Annotated in this window: 19 protein-coding genes, 1 pseudogene and 1 riboswitch; of the genes and pseudogenes, 12 read left to right on the forward strand and 8 right to left on the reverse strand. The window is 62.6% G+C overall.

Going from position 1 to position 16,996, the window contains the following annotated elements:
- The first annotated feature begins 3 nt into the window (after positions 1 to 3).
- From NI40_RS07510 to puuE, 3 genes and pseudogenes are all read left to right on the forward strand, one after another.
- Positions 4 to 720: a GntR family transcriptional regulator gene (locus NI40_RS07510; protein ID WP_039261654.1), complete on the forward strand. Its 717-nt coding sequence runs from the start codon at positions 4 to 6 to the stop codon at positions 718 to 720.
- Positions 720 to 1,595: pseudogene (hpxA, locus tag NI40_RS07515) on the forward strand (allantoin racemase). Before NI40_RS07510 ends, hpxA begins: the two are co-directional and overlap by 1 nt.
- Positions 1,513 to 2,412, forward strand: a complete 900-nt coding sequence (puuE, locus tag NI40_RS07520; protein WP_236918806.1) for an allantoinase PuuE — start codon at positions 1,513 to 1,515, stop codon at positions 2,410 to 2,412. The pseudogene hpxA and the gene puuE overlap by 83 nt, the downstream one beginning before the upstream one ends.
- Before the next feature lie 48 nt (positions 2,413 to 2,460).
- Here puuE and hpxZ read toward each other — a convergent pair whose 3' ends face one another.
- Genes hpxZ through hpxW form a run of 4 tightly spaced genes read right to left on the reverse strand, consistent with a single transcriptional unit; the run spans position 2,461 to position 6,020 of the window.
- Complete coding sequence (hpxZ, locus tag NI40_RS07525; RefSeq protein WP_032649007.1) at positions 2,461 to 2,847, reverse strand: oxalurate catabolism protein HpxZ; 387 nt, start codon at positions 2,845 to 2,847, stop codon at positions 2,461 to 2,463.
- A complete protein-coding gene (locus NI40_RS07530) occupies positions 2,844 to 4,241 on the reverse strand; it encodes an AtzE family amidohydrolase (RefSeq protein WP_039261662.1) in 1,398 nt (465 codons plus the stop codon). The genes hpxZ and NI40_RS07530 overlap by 4 nt, the downstream gene beginning before the upstream one ends.
- Positions 4,238 to 4,426, reverse strand: a complete 189-nt coding sequence (hpxX, locus tag NI40_RS07535; protein WP_033145148.1) for an oxalurate catabolism protein HpxX — start codon at positions 4,424 to 4,426, stop codon at positions 4,238 to 4,240. Before hpxX ends, NI40_RS07530 begins: the two co-directional genes overlap by 4 nt.
- Before the next feature lie 10 nt (positions 4,427 to 4,436).
- Positions 4,437 to 6,020, reverse strand: coding sequence for an oxamate amidohydrolase (hpxW, locus tag NI40_RS07540; RefSeq protein WP_039261663.1), 1,584 nt, complete (start codon positions 6,018 to 6,020; stop codon positions 4,437 to 4,439).
- A gap of 143 nt (positions 6,021 to 6,163) precedes the next feature.
- Between hpxW and hpxU the strand changes: the two genes are divergently transcribed.
- The 7 genes from hpxU (at position 6,164) to hpxK (ending at position 12,534) form a co-directional block, all read left to right on the forward strand.
- Positions 6,164 to 7,003 carry a MurR/RpiR family transcriptional regulator HpxU gene (hpxU, locus tag NI40_RS07545; RefSeq protein WP_039261664.1) on the forward strand — a complete coding sequence of 280 codons (840 nt, stop codon included), beginning with the start codon at positions 6,164 to 6,166 and terminating at the stop codon, positions 7,001 to 7,003.
- Between the two features lie 190 nt (positions 7,004 to 7,193).
- Positions 7,194 to 7,976: a transporter substrate-binding domain-containing protein gene (locus NI40_RS07550; RefSeq protein WP_023311064.1), complete on the forward strand. Its 783-nt coding sequence runs from the start codon at positions 7,194 to 7,196 to the stop codon at positions 7,974 to 7,976.
- A 4-nt stretch (positions 7,977 to 7,980) separates the two neighbouring features.
- Entirely contained in the window at positions 7,981 to 8,646 is a 666-nt protein-coding gene (locus tag NI40_RS07555) for an amino acid ABC transporter permease (RefSeq protein WP_039261667.1), read from the forward strand.
- Positions 8,646 to 9,302: an amino acid ABC transporter permease gene (locus NI40_RS07560; RefSeq protein WP_071884868.1), complete on the forward strand. Its 657-nt coding sequence runs from the start codon at positions 8,646 to 8,648 to the stop codon at positions 9,300 to 9,302. Before NI40_RS07555 ends, NI40_RS07560 begins: the two co-directional genes overlap by 1 nt.
- Positions 9,283 to 10,020 (forward strand): amino acid ABC transporter ATP-binding protein, encoded by a 738-nt coding sequence (locus NI40_RS07565; protein WP_032638731.1) that lies wholly within the window; start codon positions 9,283 to 9,285, stop codon positions 10,018 to 10,020. Before NI40_RS07560 ends, NI40_RS07565 begins: the two co-directional genes overlap by 20 nt.
- 13 nt (positions 10,021 to 10,033) lie before the next feature.
- A complete protein-coding gene (locus NI40_RS07570; RefSeq protein ID WP_039261669.1) occupies positions 10,034 to 11,275 on the forward strand; it encodes a pyridoxal-phosphate-dependent aminotransferase family protein in 1,242 nt (413 codons plus the stop codon).
- Entirely contained in the window at positions 11,272 to 12,534 is a 1,263-nt protein-coding gene (gene hpxK, locus NI40_RS07575; RefSeq protein WP_045888461.1) for an allantoate amidohydrolase, read from the forward strand. The genes NI40_RS07570 and hpxK overlap by 4 nt, the downstream gene beginning before the upstream one ends.
- On the opposite strand, the gene NI40_RS07580 is transcribed toward hpxK, so the two are convergent.
- Positions 12,500 to 13,501: a magnesium transporter gene (locus tag NI40_RS07580; RefSeq protein WP_029741838.1), complete on the reverse strand. Its 1,002-nt coding sequence runs from the start codon at positions 13,499 to 13,501 to the stop codon at positions 12,500 to 12,502. The two genes, hpxK and NI40_RS07580, sit on opposite strands and share 35 nt — an antisense overlap.
- Before the next feature lie 60 nt (positions 13,502 to 13,561).
- Positions 13,562 to 13,731: riboswitch (M-box (ykoK) riboswitch) on the reverse strand.
- Positions 13,732 to 13,890: 159 nt separating this feature from the next.
- On the opposite strand from NI40_RS07580, the gene NI40_RS07585 reads away from it, so the two are divergent.
- Entirely contained in the window at positions 13,891 to 14,394 is a 504-nt protein-coding gene (locus NI40_RS07585) for a DedA family protein (protein WP_039261670.1), read from the forward strand.
- A gap of 1 nt (position 14,395) precedes the next feature.
- Here NI40_RS07585 and NI40_RS07590 read toward each other — a convergent pair whose 3' ends face one another.
- On the reverse strand, positions 14,396 to 15,145 hold the full coding sequence (locus NI40_RS07590) for an SDR family oxidoreductase (RefSeq protein ID WP_039261672.1): 750 nt from the start codon (positions 15,143 to 15,145) through the stop codon (positions 14,396 to 14,398).
- Between the two features lie 100 nt (positions 15,146 to 15,245).
- On the opposite strand from NI40_RS07590, the gene NI40_RS07595 reads away from it, so the two are divergent.
- Positions 15,246 to 15,605, forward strand: coding sequence for a winged helix-turn-helix transcriptional regulator (locus NI40_RS07595; RefSeq protein ID WP_023335206.1), 360 nt, complete (start codon positions 15,246 to 15,248; stop codon positions 15,603 to 15,605).
- 1 nt (position 15,606) lies between these two features.
- Here the strand turns inward: NI40_RS07595 and NI40_RS07600 are convergent, their stop codons facing one another.
- Together NI40_RS07600 and NI40_RS07605 are read right to left on the reverse strand one after the other, a co-directional pair.
- Positions 15,607 to 16,401, reverse strand: coding sequence for an SDR family NAD(P)-dependent oxidoreductase (locus tag NI40_RS07600; RefSeq protein ID WP_039261674.1), 795 nt, complete (start codon positions 16,399 to 16,401; stop codon positions 15,607 to 15,609).
- 125 nt (positions 16,402 to 16,526) lie between these two features.
- On the reverse strand, positions 16,527 to 16,970 hold the full coding sequence (locus tag NI40_RS07605) for a winged helix-turn-helix transcriptional regulator (protein ID WP_039261676.1): 444 nt from the start codon (positions 16,968 to 16,970) through the stop codon (positions 16,527 to 16,529).
- Between the last annotated feature and the right edge of the window lie 26 nt (positions 16,971 to 16,996).

Consider the following 16,996-nt stretch of genomic DNA (forward strand, 5'->3'; position numbering starts at 1 on the left):
TGAATGAACAACATAAACGCCCTGCAGACCGCGCCAGACCTGCATGACAAAGACGAATCGATCTTTCAGGCGCTGATGACCGCGATTGTCGAACATCAGCTGCTGCCGGGGAGCAAACTGCCGGAGGAGGCGCTGGCCGAGGTCTTTGGCGTAAGCCGCACGGGCATCCGCAAGGTGCTTCAACGACTCGCGGCTGTGCAAATGGTCACCTTAACGCCCAAGCGTGGTGCACACGTTGCCAGCCCGACGGTGGAAGAGGCGCAGCATATCTTCCGCACCCGCTCGCTGCTGGAGGTCGCCAACCTGCCGGACGTGCTGGCCCGCTGCCAGCCGCCGCACCTTGCCGCGCTGGAGGCCATCATTCGCCAGGAGCAGCAGGCGCACGAGGCCTACGACGGCCCGGCGGCAATTCGCCACTCCGCCAATTTCCACATTCAGCTGCAGGCCATCTCCGGCAACCAGGTGCTGACGGAGATGGTGACCGGCCTGAGCCAGCGCTCGTCATTGGTGATTGCCACCTGGGGCGCGCCGTGGCGTCAGGGCTGTCGCTGCAACGACCACGAACAGCTTGTGGATCTGCTGCGCCAGAAGGCGCTCCAGCCGCTCAGCGATGCCTTAATGCACCATTTTGAACATATCGTCGCCAGCCTCTGCTTCGAGCGGGCGGGCGAGTGTCTGCCTGATTTTGCCCGGCTGTTTGCCGGCCACAAGGAGTCGTAATGTCCTCTGTCCGTATACAAGTGATCAACCCCAACACCAGCCTCGCGATGACGGAAACCATCGGCGCGGCGGCCCGCGCGGTGGCGGCGCCGGGGACGGAGATCCTCGCGGTCTGCCCCAGCGCGGGCGTGCCGTCTATAGAAGGTCACTTTGATGAGGCCATCGCTGCCGTGGGGGTTCTCGAACAGGTCAAGCTCGGCAGAGAGCAGGGCGTGGACGGTCACGTCATCGCCTGCTTTGGCGATCCGGGCCTGCTGGCGGCGCGCGAGCTGGCGCAGGGGCCGGTGGTGGGCATTGCGGAAGCCGCCATGCATATGGCGACGCTGGTGGCGACGCGCTTTTCGGTGGTCACCACGCTGCCGCGCACGCTGATTATTGCCCGCCATCTGCTGCACCAGTATGGCTTTCACGATCGCTGCGCGGCGCTGCACGCTATCGATCTCCCGGTGCTGGCGCTTGAAGACGGCAGCGGTGTGGCGCAGGAGAAGGTGCGCGCGCGCTGTATACAGGCGCTGAAAGAGGACGGCTGCGGCGCCATCGTGCTGGGCTGCGGCGGCATGGCGACGCTGGCGCAGGAGCTGACGCGCGAGCTGCGCGTGCCGGTCATCGACGGCGTCAGCGCGGCGGTGAAGATGGTGGAATCGCTGGTGGCGCTGGGGCTGTCGACCAGCAAGCACGGGGATCTGGCGTTCCCGGAGAAAAAAGCGTTAAGCGGACAGTTTCAGGCATTGAATCCATTTTAAGGTGAGGGGAGACGTAATGGCGCTTTTTGAACAGGATTACCCGCGGGATCTGCGCGGCTACGCGGGAAACCCGCCGCACGCGCGGTGGCCGAATCAGGCGCGTATCGCCGTGCAGTTTGTGCTCAATTATGAGGAAGGGGCGGAAAACCACGTTCTGCACGGCGATGCCGGATCCGAGCAGTTCCTGTCGGACATTATCGGCGCGGCCAGCTACCCGGATAAACACATGTCGATGGACTCCCTCTACGAATACGGCAGCCGCGCCGGGTTCTGGCGGATCCACAGTGAATTTCAAAAGCGCGGCCTGCCGCTGACGGTCTTTGGCGTGGCGATGGCGCTGGCGCGTCATCCTGAGATCGTCGAGGCAATCAAGGCGGCGGACTACGACGTGGTCAGCCACGGCTGGCGCTGGATCCACTACCAGAGCATGGATATCAGCCAGGAGCGCGAACACCTGCACAAGGCGGTGCACGTGTTGACCGACCTTTTCGGCAAGCCGCCGACGGGCTGGTACACCGGGCGCGACAGCCCCAACACCCGCCAGCTGGTGGTGGAGCACGGCGGCTTCGACTATGACAGCGACTACTACGGCGACGATCTGCCCTTCTGGACGGAAGTGGCCTGCAGCGACGGCACCCGTAAACCGCACCTGATCGTGCCGTATACGCTGGATGCGAACGACATGCGCTTCGCCACCGCGCAGGGGTTTAACACCGCCGAGCAGTTTTATACGTATCTGAAGGACAGTTTTGACGTGCTGTACGAAGAGGGGGAACGCGCGCCGAAGATGATGTCCATCGGCATGCACTGTCGCCTGCTGGGGCGGCCGGGGCGTTTTCGCGCGCTGCAGCGGTTCCTCGATTACGTGCAGCAGCACGAGCGGGTGTGGGTCTGTACCCGCCAGCAGATTGCCGACCACTGGCGGGATGTGCATCCGTTTCAGAAATAACTGAGCCGTGTTTAGCCGGGTGGCGGCTGCGCCTTACCCGGCCTACGACTACGACATCAAACTCACCTGCGCCGCCACGATCCGCCATCCGTAGGCAAACCGCACCCACGTCTGCTGCTGGCGGCCAATGCGCTCCGTGCTCTCCCGGGTAAACTCGGTGCTGCACACCGCGTAATCCTCCCCGAAGGTGGTGATGACGGTGTGGCGCAACGTCCGCTGTAACCCAGCGGCGGGGCGCGCCGCCCGAAAGGCGCGGATTTCATCAATCCCGTACAGGTTTTCACCCGCCCCCAGACGCACCGTGTTTTTGTCGTGCCAGAACAGCTCGTCCAGCACCGCAACGTTGTTGCTGACCAGCGCGTCTTCATAGCGGTAAAACGCGGCGGTCACCTCGGCAACCACCCACGGCAGGTTAATGTCATCGTGATTCATCATGCGGCCACCTCCGCCGGGCTTGCATCGGCGATGCCGCTCTCTTCCAGCACGCGCGCGACGCGCAGGCAGGCCTGCTCGTTAAACGGCGCGGCAATCAGCTGCAGGCCAATCGGCGCACCCTGCGCGGTACGCAGCGGAACGGTGGTCACGGGCAGGCCCAGAAATGAAATCGGCTGGGTCAGCATCCCCATGCTGGCGCGGATGGGGAGCGGCTGACCGTTAATCTCCATGGTCTGCTCACCCGCGAGCGTCGCGCTGCGCGGCGTTGCCGGCGCGATCAGCACGTCGGCCTGCGCGAACAGGGTTTTAAACGCCTGCCGGGCGTGCGCGCGAAACCGCTGGGCCTGAATGTACCAGGCGGAGGGGATCATCGCGCCTGCCAGCAGGCGTTCCCGGGAGTGCGGCTCAAAACGCTCGGGCTCGCGGCGAAGCGCCGGCAGGTACTGGTTTCCCCCTTCGGAGGCGCTGATGATAAACGCCGCGGAGCGCGCCAGCTCGGCGTCCGGGAACTGCAGCTCATCCTGCACGTCGAGCGCCTTCGCCACCCGCGCCACGGCGTCTCTGGCATCCGCATCGCACCAGGTGGCGAAGTAGCCGCCGAGCACCGCGCAGCGCAGGCCGTCAAGCCCGCGGTCGAGCAGGGGGCGCGTCTGCTCGCGCGAGCTCTCTGCCTGAAAACCGTCGCTGCTGTCCCGGCCCTGCAGCGCGTCGTATACGGACGCCAGGTCGCACACGCGGCGGGCAAAGGGGCCGATATGATCGAGGCTCGCGACAAACGGATGGCTGCCGGATCGCGACAGGCGTCCAAAGGTGGGTTTCAGGCCGTAGATGCCGCACAGTGAGGCCGGAACGCGAATCGAGCCGTTGGTGTCGGTGCCGAGCGAAAAGTGCACCAGCCCGGCGGCCACGGCGGCGGCCGAGCCGCCGGAAGATCCGCCCGCAATGCGCGCCAGATCGTGCGGGTTACGCGTCGTGCCGTAGTGGCTGTTTTCGGTCGTGAAGCCGTAGGCGTAGGCGTCCATATTCACCATCCCGGTCAGCAGCCCGCCCGCGCTGCGCAGCTGGCGCACCGCGAAGCTGTCAGCGGCCGCGGCGGGGCGCTGGCTGAACAGCTCTGCCCCGGCAAGGGTGGTGTGGCCGGCAACGTCGAACAGGTTTTTTACCGCGTAGGGCACGCCCGCCAGCGGGGGCAGGGGGCGCTTTTCGCGGCGCAGGGTATCGATGCTCTCGGCCTCGGCGAGCATGCGCGCTTCCGTCACGGCGGTCCAGGCGCCGATCTGCGGGTTAACGCGCGCAATCGCCTCCAGCGTCTGGCGGGCAATCTCGCGAGCGCTCAGCTCGCCCGCGCCCAGCGCATGCTGGATCGCGCTGATACTAATCTCGTGTAGCCTCATGCTTTGTACACTCCTGCGATCTCCAGACGGTCATCGAGCGGCAGCGCCATCAGCGGGGCGGCCATGTTTGCTATGCGGCTGAACTGCACCTGCAGCTCGGCGCGGCGGGCATCGTCCAGCGTCACGCCGAGCACGGACTCCATTTGCGCCAGATACGCCTGCCAGTCGGGTTGTTGTGTCGTCATAGTTTTCTCCTCAGAATCCGGCGGCCGCGCCGTTGCTGCGCGGGTCAAATGCCCCTTCGAACAGCCCGTTGAGGTGGCGGACAATCGCGCCCGCGTGGCCCATCGCTTCGCTGAAGTCAGGGAACATTTCCACCTCGTGCCCGAGTGCCTGAAGCCGTGAGACCGTCTCAGCGGTAAAGCGTCCTTCCAGCTTTAACGTGTCCGAGGTTTGTCCCCAGGTGCGCCCCAGCAGCCAGCGCGGGCGGGAAATGCTCTCCTGTAAAGGCACGCCCTGAATCGCGTAGCGGGTAAAAAGCGCGGCCTGGGTTTGCGGCTGTCCGTCACCGCCCATCGATCCGTAGACCATCACGCGCCCGTCCTTAAGGCGCGCCGCCGCCGGGTTCAGGGTATGGAAGGGCTGTTTGCCCGGCGCGAGGGCCAGAAGATGATTGGGATCGAGGCTGAACGATGCGCCCCGGTTCTGCCAGACGATGCCGGTGTCGGGCAGCACCACGCCGCTGCCGAACTCGTGATAGATACTCTGGATAAACGACACGGCAAGCCCGCTGTTATCCATCACTCCCATCCACACCGTATCGCCGGGGCCTTTTCCGGTCCCCCACGGCGCGGCGCGGCCGTCGTCAACCCTGTCGGCAAGCGCCTGCAGGGCGGCGGGATCCAGCAGACCCTGAATATCGGTTTTCAGCTCGCGCGGGTCGGTGATGTGGGCATCGCGCAGGCCAAAGGCCAGCTTGGTGGCTTCAACGATGCGGTGAATGGTATCGGCGTCGTCGGCCTCGGCCATGTTCAGGCGGTCGGTGATGCCGAGTATCGCCAGCGAGACCAGCCCCTGCGTCGGCGGGGCATGGTTAAAGATCACCCCCTGCTGATGCTGCAGCGTCAGCGGCGCGGTTCGCCGGGCAGCGTGCGCGTTAAGATCGGCCAGCGTCACGGGCAGGCCCAGCGTCTCCATGCCGTGCGCCATCACGTCCGCCAGCGGGCCGCGGTAAAAGCTGTCCAGACCGTCTTCCGCCAGGCGCGTCAACGTCGTGGCCATGGCGGGCTGGTAAAAGCGGCTCCCGACCTGCGGCGGCTTACCGTCCACCAGCCAGGTTTCCGCGAAGCCGGGGACGTCCTTCAGCTCGTCGAATTTGCTGGCCGTGGCGTGGGCCTGAGAGGCCGTGACCGGCGTGCCGTTCTGCGCATAGTCAATGGCGTCGGCCAGCAGTCGGGACAGCGGCAGCGCCTTGCCGGTCAACTCGCGCGAGACCTTCAGCGCCTCGTCCCAGCCGCTCACCGTGCCGGCGACGGTCAGCGCCGCGCGGGGGCCGCGATGGGGGATATGCGCCAGACCGTCGTAGGCGGCGAGCGTCGCGCGCGATCCCGCCGCGCCGCTGGCATCAATGGCGACAGGTTCGCCTTCCGGCGGCACGATAAGCCAGAAGCCATCGCCGCCCAGCCCGTTCATGTGCGGATAAACCACGGCAACGGTGGCCGCCGCGGCGACCATCGCCTCTATCGCGCTGCCGCCTTCGCGCAGTACCGCCAGCGCGCTCTGGCTGGCAAGATGGTGGGGCGCAACGGCCATGCCGTGCGTGGAGACATTACTTTGCATAGAGAGTCCTCGTAACCCTGAAAGTCACAAGGCGCTGCAAAAGCTGTTCCAGTTCTGAAAGAAAAGTTTCAGTAAACTGGCACGTATAATGAATACGCATAATAAAAGGTACAATGTGATGAAACAAAAGTTACAGAGGCGCTATGGAACAACTGGATGAACGTCTGAAAGCACAGTACCCGTCGCTGTCGCCGCAGGAGCAGCGGGTGGCGGACTTTATTTTCGATCATTTTGACGATCTCATTAGCTACAACAGCGCCGAGCTGGCGCAGCTGAGCGGGGTGTCGAAAGCCACGGTTAGCCGTCTGTTTAAGCGTCTGGGCTATGAGAAATATAAGGACATGCGCGACGAGCTGCGCACCCTGCGCCAGAGCGGGATGCCGCTCACCGATAACCGCGACGCGGTGCAGGGCAATACGCTGCTGGCGCGCCACTATAAGCAGGAGATGGCGAACCTGACCCAGTGGGTCAACGCCCTCGACGCGCAGCAGTTTGCCGACGCGATGGCCTGCATGGTGAAGGCGCGGCGCATCGTCATTATCGGCATGCGTAACGCCTATCCGGCGGCGCTGCACCTGCGCCAGCAGCTGCTGCAGGCGCGCGGTCAGGTGCTGGTCCTGCCGCAGCCGGGGCAGAGCCTGAGCGAGGAGCTGGTGGATTTAACGCCGGACGATCTGGTGGTCATGATGGCCTTTCGCCGCCGCCCGCGCATCATCCGCCCGCTGATGCAGCAGCTTCAGAGCCGCGGTATTCCGGTGCTGCTGATGTGCGAGCCGCAGGCGCACAGCCTGTTTCCGCTGGCGAGCTGGCAGCTCTGCGCCCCGCTGGACAGCGTCTCGGCCTATGACAGCTACTCCTCGGTCAACAGCCTGATCAACCTGCTGGCAAACGCCTTCCTGCATGAAATTCTCGATAAAGGCCGTCCGCGCATTCACGAAATAGCCTCCCTCTACCAGCAGCTGGACGAACTCGAACAGCGATAATGGGGCATCAGGCTGGTGCTTTGCATTAAAATGGTGCATCTGACGGGTCGGGAAAACATACGTTTTTTCGACCCGTCCGCGTTTATCAGGCTTCGCAAGAATATTTTCCGCTTCGCCCTGGTTGGCACATTAGTTGCAAAATCACACTCAAAGAATCTTTTGTTTCATGTTAACGTTACGGGGAAGCACCATGAAAAAATTGTTGATTGCACTGGCCGGGGCCGCATGCCTCTTCACACAGCTGCCGGCAAAGGCTGACCAGCTTCAGGATATCGAGAAGCGCGGCACCATTCGCATTGCCGTTCCGCAGGACTTCCCGCCGTTTGGCTCGGTGGGGACCGACCTGCAGCCGCAGGGCTATGACATCGACATGGCGCGCTATCTGGCCAAACAGATGAAGCTCAAGCTGCAGCTGGTGCCGGTGACCAGCGCCAACCGCGTGCCGTACCTGCAAACCGATAAGGTGGATCTGGTCATTTCAAGCCTCGGTAAAAACCCGGAGCGCGAGAAGGTGATCGACTTCAGCCGCGCCTACGCGCCGTTCTTCCTCGGCGTGTTTGGTCCGAAAGGGGCCGAGCTGAAAGACGCCGCCGCGCTGAGCGGAAAAACCATCGGCGTGACGCGCGGGGCGGTGGAGGACATGGTGCTGACCGGCCTGGCGCCGAAAGACGCGGACGTGAAGCGCTACGAAGATAACAACACCACGCTCTCCGCCTATCTCTCCGGACAGGTGCAGTACGTGGCAACCGGTAACCTGGTGGTGGCGGCTATTTCGCGCCAGAACGCGGATAAAGCTCCGGTGCCGAGCTTTATGCTGAAAGATTCGCCGTGCTTTATTGGCCTGAAGAAAAACGAACCGGCCCTGAAGGCAAAAGTGGACGCGCTGATTGAGCAGGGCATCAAGGACGGCACGCTGAACGGCCTGTCCGAGCAATGGCTGAAGGCCCCGCTGCCGGCCAACCTTGGCGCCTGAGCCGATGACGGAGCAACTTCATTTCTCCGCGCTCTGGCCGCACTGGCCGGAGCTGCTGGCGGGGCTGTGGGTCACTATTCAGCTGACGGTGATGGCGACCGTCGGCGGCCTGGCGATAGGGATTTTCGGGGCGGCGATCCGCAGCGCGCGCCCAACGTGGTACAGCCGGATCTGGGGCGCGTACGTGGAGATCATCCGCAACACGCCGTTTGTCGTGCAGCTGTTTTTCATCGTCTTCGGCCTGCCGAACCTGGGGCTGAAGATGACGGCGGGGGAAGCGGCGCTGCTGGCCATGGTGGTGAACCTGGGCGCCTACAGCACCGAGATTATCCGCGCGGGCATTCAGGTCACGCCGAAAGGGCAGTGGGAAGCCGGACGCGTGCTGGGGCTGACCCGGCTACAGACCTTTATTCGCGTGGTGCTGCCGCCCGCGCTGCAGCGCATTTACCCGGCGCTGGTGAGCCAGTGCATCATCGTGATGCTCGGCTCGTCGGTGGTGTCGCAGGTCTCGTATGAAGAGCTAACCTTCGCCGCCAACCTGATCCAGTCCAGAACGTTTCTGAGCTTTGAGGTTTATCTGGTGACAACCGGGATTTACTTAGCGCTGTCGATTACCCTGCGCCAGCTGATGATGGCGGCGGGACGCAAATGGCTGGGGGTGCAGGCATGATGACCACCTTTACCGACTGGGACATTATTCGCAACCTGCTGCTGGCCGGACGCTGGACGGTGCTGCTGTCGCTGGTGGCGTTTGTCGGCGGGGCGGCGGTGACGCTGCCGCTCCTGCTGCTGCGCCTGACGGGCGGGCGCACGGTCAGGCGCATCATCCGCGGCTATATTGAGCTGTTTCAGGGCACGCCGCTGCTGATGCAGCTGTTCCTGGCCTTCTTCGGCGTGGCGCTGTTCGGCATCGACGTCTCGCCGTGGACCGCCGCCTCGCTGGCGCTCACCTTCTACACCAGCGCGTTTCTGCTCGATATCTGGTTCGGCAGCATTCGCGCTCTGCCCAAGGGGCAGTGGGAAGCCTCGCGCTGTCTGGGGCTGACCTTTGGCCAGACCCTGTTTCGCGTGGTCGCCCCGCAGGCGCTGCGCATCGGTATCGCCCCGACGGTCGGCTTTGCCGTGCAGGTGATCAAGGGCACCGCGCTGGCGTCGATTATCGGTTTTATCGAGCTGACCAAGGCCGGGACCATGCTGACCAACGTGACGTATCAGCCGTTTAAGGTCTTTGCGCTGGTGGCGCTCGGCTACTTTATTCTGTGTTATCCGCTGTCGCGCTACAGCCGCTATCTGGAGACGAAATTCAATGCCTCTCATCACCATTAATCAGGTGCAGAAGTACTACGGCGATAACCACGTGCTCAAGGGCGTCGATCTGGATATCGACATGGGCCAGGTGATCTCCATTATCGGGCGCAGCGGATCGGGCAAAAGCACGCTGCTGCGCTGCATCAACGGACTGGAAGGCTATCAGGACGGCAGCATCAAGCTGGGCGGCATGACCATTACCGACCGGGACTCTCAGGCTCGCGAAATCAGCCGCTCGGTCGGGATGGTGTTTCAGAGCTTCAACCTGTTTCCGCACATGACGGCGCTGGAAAACGTGATGCTCGCCCCGCGTCGGGTGCTGAAGAAAAGCGCCGCCGAATGCCGCGAGCTGGCGCAGCAGATGCTGGAGAAAGTGGGCTTAGGCGATCGTCTGGATTACTACCCGTCGAGTCTCTCCGGCGGCCAGCAGCAGCGCGTGGCGATTGCCCGGGCGCTGGCCATGTCGCCGAAAGTTTTACTCTGCGACGAGATCACCTCCGCGCTCGACCCGGAGCTGGTGGGCGAAGTGCTCAAGGTGCTGGAGCAGCTGGCGGCCGAGGGGATGACGCTCATACTGGTTACCCATGAAATGAATTTTGCCCGCGAAGTGGGCGACCGCGTGGTGTTTATGCACCAGGGGAAAGTCTGGGAGCAGGGCGACAGCAAAACGCTGTTCGCCAACCCGCAGACCACGGAACTGAAGCAGTTCATCTCCTCCGTGCGCGGCCTCAACTGATAAGGACTTAACAATGGATATCGCACGCTTTCCGCAAATCAACCCGCCCCAGCGCCTGCTGATGGGGCCGGGCCCGATCAACGCCGACCCGCGCGTGCTGCGCGCCATGTCGAGCCAGCTGATCGGCCAGTACGATCCGGCCATGACCCACTACATGAACGAGGTGATGGCGCTCTATCGCGGGGTGTTCCGCACCGAGAACCGCTGGACGATGCTGGTGGACGGCACCTCCCGCGCGGGAATTGAAGCCATTCTGGTCTCCGCCATTCGCCCGGGAGATAAGGTGCTGGTGCCGGTCTTTGGCCGCTTTGGTCATCTGCTGTGCGAAATTGCCCGCCGCTGCCGCGCGGAGGTGCATACCATCGAGGTGCCGTGGGGCGAGGTGTTCACCCCCGACCAGGTGGAGGATGCGATTAAGCGTATTCGTCCGCGCCTGCTGCTGACCGTGCAGGGCGATACCTCCACCACCATGCTGCAGCCGCTCGCCGAGCTTGGCGCGATCTGCCGACGCTACGACGTGCTGTTTTATACCGACGCCACCGCGTCGCTCGGCGGCAACGCGCTGGAGACCGACGCCTGGGGGCTGGACGCCGTCTCGGCCGGGATGCAGAAGTGCCTCGGCGGCCCGTCGGGCACCTCGCCGATCACCCTGAGCGCGCGCATGGAGGAGGCGATCCGCCGCCGTAAATGCGTTGAGGAGGGCATCCGCACCGACGCCCACCGCGACGGCGACGAGGAGATGATCTACTCCAACTATTTCGATCTCGGCATGGTGATGGACTACTGGGGGCCGGAGCGCCTTAACCACCATACCGAAGCCACCACCGCGCTGTTTGGCGCCCGCGAGTGTGCGCGTCTGATCCTGCAGGAAGGGCTGGATAACGGCATCGCGCGCCATAAGCTGCACGGCGATGCGCTGCTGAAGGGCATTCAGGCGATGGGGTTGGAGACCTTCGGCGACCTGAAGCACAAGATGAACAACGTGCTGGGCGTGGTTATCCCGCAGGGCGTCAACGGCGACCAGGTGCGTAAGCTGATGCTGGAGGATTTCGGGATTGAAATCGGCACCTCGTTTGGCCCGCTGCACGGCAAAGTGTGGCGCATTGGCACCATGGGCTACAACGCGCGCAAGGACTGCGTGATGACCACCCTGAGCGCGCTGGAGTCGGTGCTGAACTACCTGAAATTCACCACCACGCAGGGGGCCGCCATGCAGGCCGCGTGGGACCACTATCGTCGCGAGACGCCGCAATGAGCCCGGCGGCAGAACGGGTGATGGCGCGCGCCGACGCGCTGGCCGCCATCAGCGAAACCCCGGATGCGCTGACGAGGGTTTATCTCTCCACCCAGCATCTGCACGCCAACCAGCTGGTGGGGCAGTGGATGAGCCAGGCGGGAATGACCGTCTGGCAGGACAGCGTGGGCAACATCTGTGGACGCTATGAGGGCGCGCAGGAAGGGGCGCAGGCGGTGCTGCTCGGCTCGCATCTCGATACCGTGCGCAATGCCGGGCGCTACGACGGCATGCTCGGCGTGCTTGCCGCCATTGAGGTGGTGGACAGCCTGCACCAGCAGGGTGTGCATCTGGCCCAGGCCATCGAGATTGTCGGCTTTTGCGACGAAGAGGGAACCCGCTTCGGCATTACGCTGTTAGGCAGCCGGGGGCTGACGGGCACCTGGCCGCAGGGCTGGCTGGAAAAAGCCGACGCCAGCGGGATCAGCGTGGCGCAGGCGATGACCCTGATGGGGCTCGATCCTGCCCGCGTGCTCCATGCCGCGCGCCGTCAGGAGGATTTCAGCGCCTATCTGGAGCTGCATATTGAGCAGGGGCCGTGCCTTGAGCAGGAGGCGCTCGCCCTTGGCGTGGTGGAAGCCATTAACGGCGCGCGTCGTCTGAACTGCCGCTTTACCGGCGAGGCCGGGCACGCGGGAACCGTGCCGATGCTCCACCGCAGGGACGCGCTGGCCGCCGCCGCCGAGTGGATAGTTATCATTGAAAACGCTACCCGACAGCAGGGCGGCAACCTGGTGGCGACGGTTGGCGAGCTGCGCTGCCTGCCGGGGGCGGTGAACGTGATCCCCGGCGAGGTTCAGCTCTCGCTGGATATTCGCGGGCCGCAGGATGCGCCGCTGGATCGGTTGCTTAACGACCTGCTGGAACATGCGCAGGCGATCGCCTCGCGCCGCGGTCTGGACTTCAGCGCCGAGGAGTTTTACCGCATTGCCGCCACGCCGTGCGATATCCACCTGCAAAACGTGCTGGGGGAGGCCGTTACATCGGTACAGGGTCGCTCGCTATCGCTGCCCAGCGGTGCGGGCCACGACGCGATTGCCATCGCGGAACGCTGGCCGGTCGGCATGCTGTTTGTGCGCTGCAAAGGGGGCGTCAGCCACCATCCGGCGGAATCGGTGATGGCTGAGGATGTCGCCCTGGCGATTGAGGCGTTTTCGCGAGCGGTGATCCAGCTGGCGGACCGCGTTACTCCAGCCCCAGCGTATATTGCGCGATCTTGAAGTAGATAATCAGCCCGGTGCCGTCGATAAGCGTCGCGATAAACGGCGCGGAGACGACCGCCGGGTCAATGCCGCAGCGCTTGAGCACCATCGGGATCACGGACGACACAATCGCACTCCAGAGCGTAATGCACACCAGCGTCAGGCTGACGATAAGCGTGATTTCCAGCCCAATCCCCATCATCCAGGCGCGAATGCACCCGGCGATACCGAGCGTGGCGGCAATCATCAGCGAGGTGGTCATCTCTTTACGCAGCACGCGGCCAACGTCGCGCAGGCGGACTTCCCCCAGCGCCATGGCGCGCACAAGCGTGGAGGTGATCTGCGTCCCGCTGTTGCCGCCCGTGCCGATCAGCAGCGGAATAAAGAACGCCAGCGCGATGGCGGACTCCAGCGCCTCTTCAAAATGCTGGATCACCGAACTGGTGTAGGCCTCCGCGACAAACAGCAGCAGCAGCCAGACGGAGCGTTTCTTCCACAGGCTATACGGGCTGGTGTCCAGATAGGGCTTCTCCAGCGGCAGCGTCGCCCCCTGAAGCTGGGCGTCTTCGGTGACGTCATCTTCCAGCAGATGGGCGATTTCGCGCTCGGTCAGGCAGCCGACGAGCTTGCCGTGGGTGACCACGGGCACCACATCCGCGCCGCCGTGCGCCAGCAGTCCGGCAACGTCGGCACGTTCATCCTCCGGTTTGACCTGCAAAAACTGCGAAATCATCAGCGATTTCACCGGCTGTACCGTGTCGGCGGTCTGCAGCAATTTACGCACGGCAATCATGCCCGCCAGGCGGCCATTGTCTTCAATAAAAATATGAGACGGAATATCGTCGTCTTTTAATTTTTCGAAGAATTGTTCGCGCGCCAGCGCCACGCATAATGAAATATCGAGGACAATAAAATCGGTATTCATATATTGCGCGATCGCGCTGTCATTGAATGCCAGGTTCTGGTTGTGAATAGCGTAAGACATAGTGAATTCCCTTTGAATAATAACATCTCTCAGGGGCGAGCAAGACAGGGCATGTCGAAGAGGAGATCCCCACGTCCTGGGTTCAGCACTGTACACCGTATCCCACGAGGGAAGTTATACTGACAAAGCCTTGATTCGACAGTGCCTGTTTTACCCTGTGTCGGTTCTCTCGAACCTACCAGAGCGATAACGTGTATTTGTACAGGAGCCTCGCCATAACGAGATCGTTGTAAAACGTGAGGAATAATACGCTTATTTAAATTTACCGCTCAGAAAATTAAATAATGTTTAAGAACGGTTTAGACGATTTTTATTAATAAAATGTTGAGGGTTTATTTAGGTTAATTCATTTCTAATGGAGGATTAAATAATCAACGGAGGAGAGGATAATGGCGTGGTTTGATAATCTGCTGAATCATTTTGCGCTGTATCCGGCACATCTTTTCGCGCTGTTATTTGTGATGGCGCTGAGTAAATCGACGGTGCTAGTCTCCTCCGTGCTGCCGCCCGCCTCGGTGATGCTGCTGGCGGGCATTACCGTCAGCCAGGCGAGCATGCATCCTGCGCAGGCGTGGCTGGCCGTGGTGTTGGGGGCAACGGCGGGTTCGGTGCTGAACTACCATATCGGCCAGCTGATGGGGCACACGCGATGGATGACCCGCTTCTCGGCAAAGCACGCCGGTAAAATGCTGCGGGTGCAGCATCAGCTGCAGAAAAACGGGGTGCTGGTCCTGTTCACCGCGCGTTTTCTGGCGGTGCTGCGCTACATCGTGCCGCTGGCGGCGGGAATGCTCAGGCTGAATGCAGTCAAGGTCTACGCCGTCAGCCTGCTTTCCGCCTGCGCATGGGCGGCGCTGTATGTCGGCATCGTCACCGGCATCAGCGCCTTTTGAGTTACAAACTCCCCATTCCGCCGTCGACCAGCAGCTCCGTTCCCACCGTGTAGCTCGACTCGTCGGAGGCCAGATAGAGCGCGGCTTTTGCCAGCTCCGTCGTCGAGCCCATTCTGCCGAGCGGCACCAGCTTGATGATCTCCGCCATCATCGCGTTAAGCGCCTCGTCGCTTAAGCCCGTTTTGGTAAACGCCGGGGTCTCCACCGGACCGGGGCTCAGGCCGTTGACGCGGATCCCGCGCGGCAGCAGCTCCGCCGACAGCGTGCGCGCCAGCGACAGCAGGGCGGCCTTGCTCGCGGCATACACGCTGCTGGTGGGCAGGCCGATACGCGCGCTCACCGAGCCGCAGAGGATCACCGACGACGGGTTATTCAGCAGCGGCAGCAGCGCCTGAATTAAAAAGAACGGCCCCTTCAGGTTGATGCCCATCAGGCGGTCCCACGCCTCCTCCTGCCAGGCTTCCAGCGGCGCGTGCGTCACGTCACCGGCGTTGAGAAACACCGCGTCCAGGCGTGGCCAGCGGGCGGCGAGGGTTTCCGCCAGCGCTTTTTGCGAGGCGATATCTCCCGCATCGGTCGGGATCGCCCAGGCCTTGTCGCCAAGAATACGTTCTGCTTCGGCGAGGGTGTCCGGGTTGCGTCCGGTCACGGCGACGCGCGCGCCTTCGGCGATAAACGCCTGCGCGGTGGCAAGACCGATGCCGCTGGTGCCGCCGGTAATCAGCGTATATTTATCTGTCAAACGACCCATGTTCTTCTCCTGAAATGTCTCTGGAGAAAGCACTATAGAAACGTTAGTATCGAAAGGAAACCAGGTACCAAATGGATACTAAAGAGGCAAGAGGTGTGCTATGGCAGAAATGCTGGAGGTGTGCTGTGAAAAAAAATCTGAGGCGTATACCTGCCCGATGACGCAGTTTGTGAACCTGATTTCCGGTAAGTGGGCGATCCCCATTCTCTACCGCCTGATTGTGTTCAACACGCCCGTACGCTTTGGCGATCTGCTGCGGGCCGCTGCCCCCATCACGCAGAAAGAGCTGACGAAGCAGCTGCGCCTGTTTGAGCAGCGCGGGCTGGTGACGCGGACGGTCTACCCGGAGATCCCCCCGCGCGTGGAGTATCAGATCACCGAGCTGGGGCTAACCCTGCAGGACGCACTCTCCCCGCTGGCCGCCTGGATGAGCGAGTACGGCGACCAGCTTGAGCGTTAGGCTACTGTTTTGCGTAGCGCGGTGCCGGAATGCCGGTGCGCGCGCTGTTGAACAGCTCAAGACGCGCCGCTTCGTAGCGATCCCACAGGCCGGCGTCATGCATCGGCGGGATGGTGATCGGTTCACCCTGATCCATACCCGCCAGCGATGCATCTACCATATCGTCGGTGGTCATCACCGATCCTTCCGGCAGATCGTTCACCGTGACGCCCGAATGGCTCCAGATTTCTGTCGCCGTGGCGGCGGGCAGCACGGCCTGAATGCGCACGTTGCTGTCGGCAAATTCTTCCTGTAACCCACGGGTAAAGCTCAACACCCACGCCTTGGTGGCGCTGTAGAGCGCGCTGCCCGCCCGGACGTGCAGAGCCAGCACGGACGCGATATTGATCAGCGTGCCGCGATTGTTCTGCGCCAGGCGTGGCAGGATGGCGTAGGTCAGACGCATCAGCGCCGTGGTGTTCAGGGTGTTAATGGCCTGATGCTGCGCCACATCGCCCGCGAGGAACGGCGCCATCTGCGCGGTGCCCGCGTTGTTAATGAGCGTATCAATCGCGGTATTGCTGCGCAGCGCCTCTTCCACGGCGCGGATCCCGGCTTCATCGGTAAGATCGGCCACCAGAATATCGACGGCCACGCCGTAGCGCGCGCGAAGGTCGGCGGCAAGGGTTTTCAGGCGATCCTCGCGACGTGCGACCAGCACCAGGTTAGCGCCGCGCGCGGCAAGACGTTCGGCATAAACGGCACCAATCACGGAAGAGGCGCCCGTAATCAGGGCGGTGGTGATTTGCGTAGTCATCGTGTGTTACCTCAGGGCAAAGTGGGTTATTTGGTTTCAAGATGAAACTGAATAAACTCTCTGCTATTTGGTTTTATAATGCAACCATATTTGCGAGCATTTTGTGCTGTTGCCGTCGGGAACGTTCAGGAGGGGAGTTTTGCCACGATCTCTTCAGGCGTCAGTTCGCGGCCATCGTCGGCGATAAGAGCCAGTTTGCGCAGGGGTTTGCGCTGTTCGGTATCGACCAGCACGGTGCCGCATTCGTTATCCGCAAACAAAAATTCATTGCCCCACTGGGAGAGGGCAACCAGCACCGTTTGCAGGGCACGCCCCTTGTCGGTCAGGACGTATTCCTGCCAGGCGCTGCCGTCGGACGCGGGCTGAAGCCGGAGGATGCCTTCGTCGACCAGCAGTTTTAGCCGCGCGGTCAGCATGTTTTTGGCGATGCCGAGGCTTTTCTGAAACTCGCCGAAGCGTTTTATCCCGCGCAGCGCGTCGCGAACAATCAGCAGCGACCACCAGTCGCCGATGATATCCAGCGAACGGGCGACGGGGCAGGTGCTCTCTTCGAGGCGGGTACGTTTCACGGTCAATTCTCCGGTGGGGTGTGGTT

Source organism: Enterobacter sp. E20 (assembly GCF_000801755.2).
Lineage (GTDB): Bacteria > Pseudomonadota > Gammaproteobacteria > Enterobacterales > Enterobacteriaceae > Enterobacter > Enterobacter asburiae_B.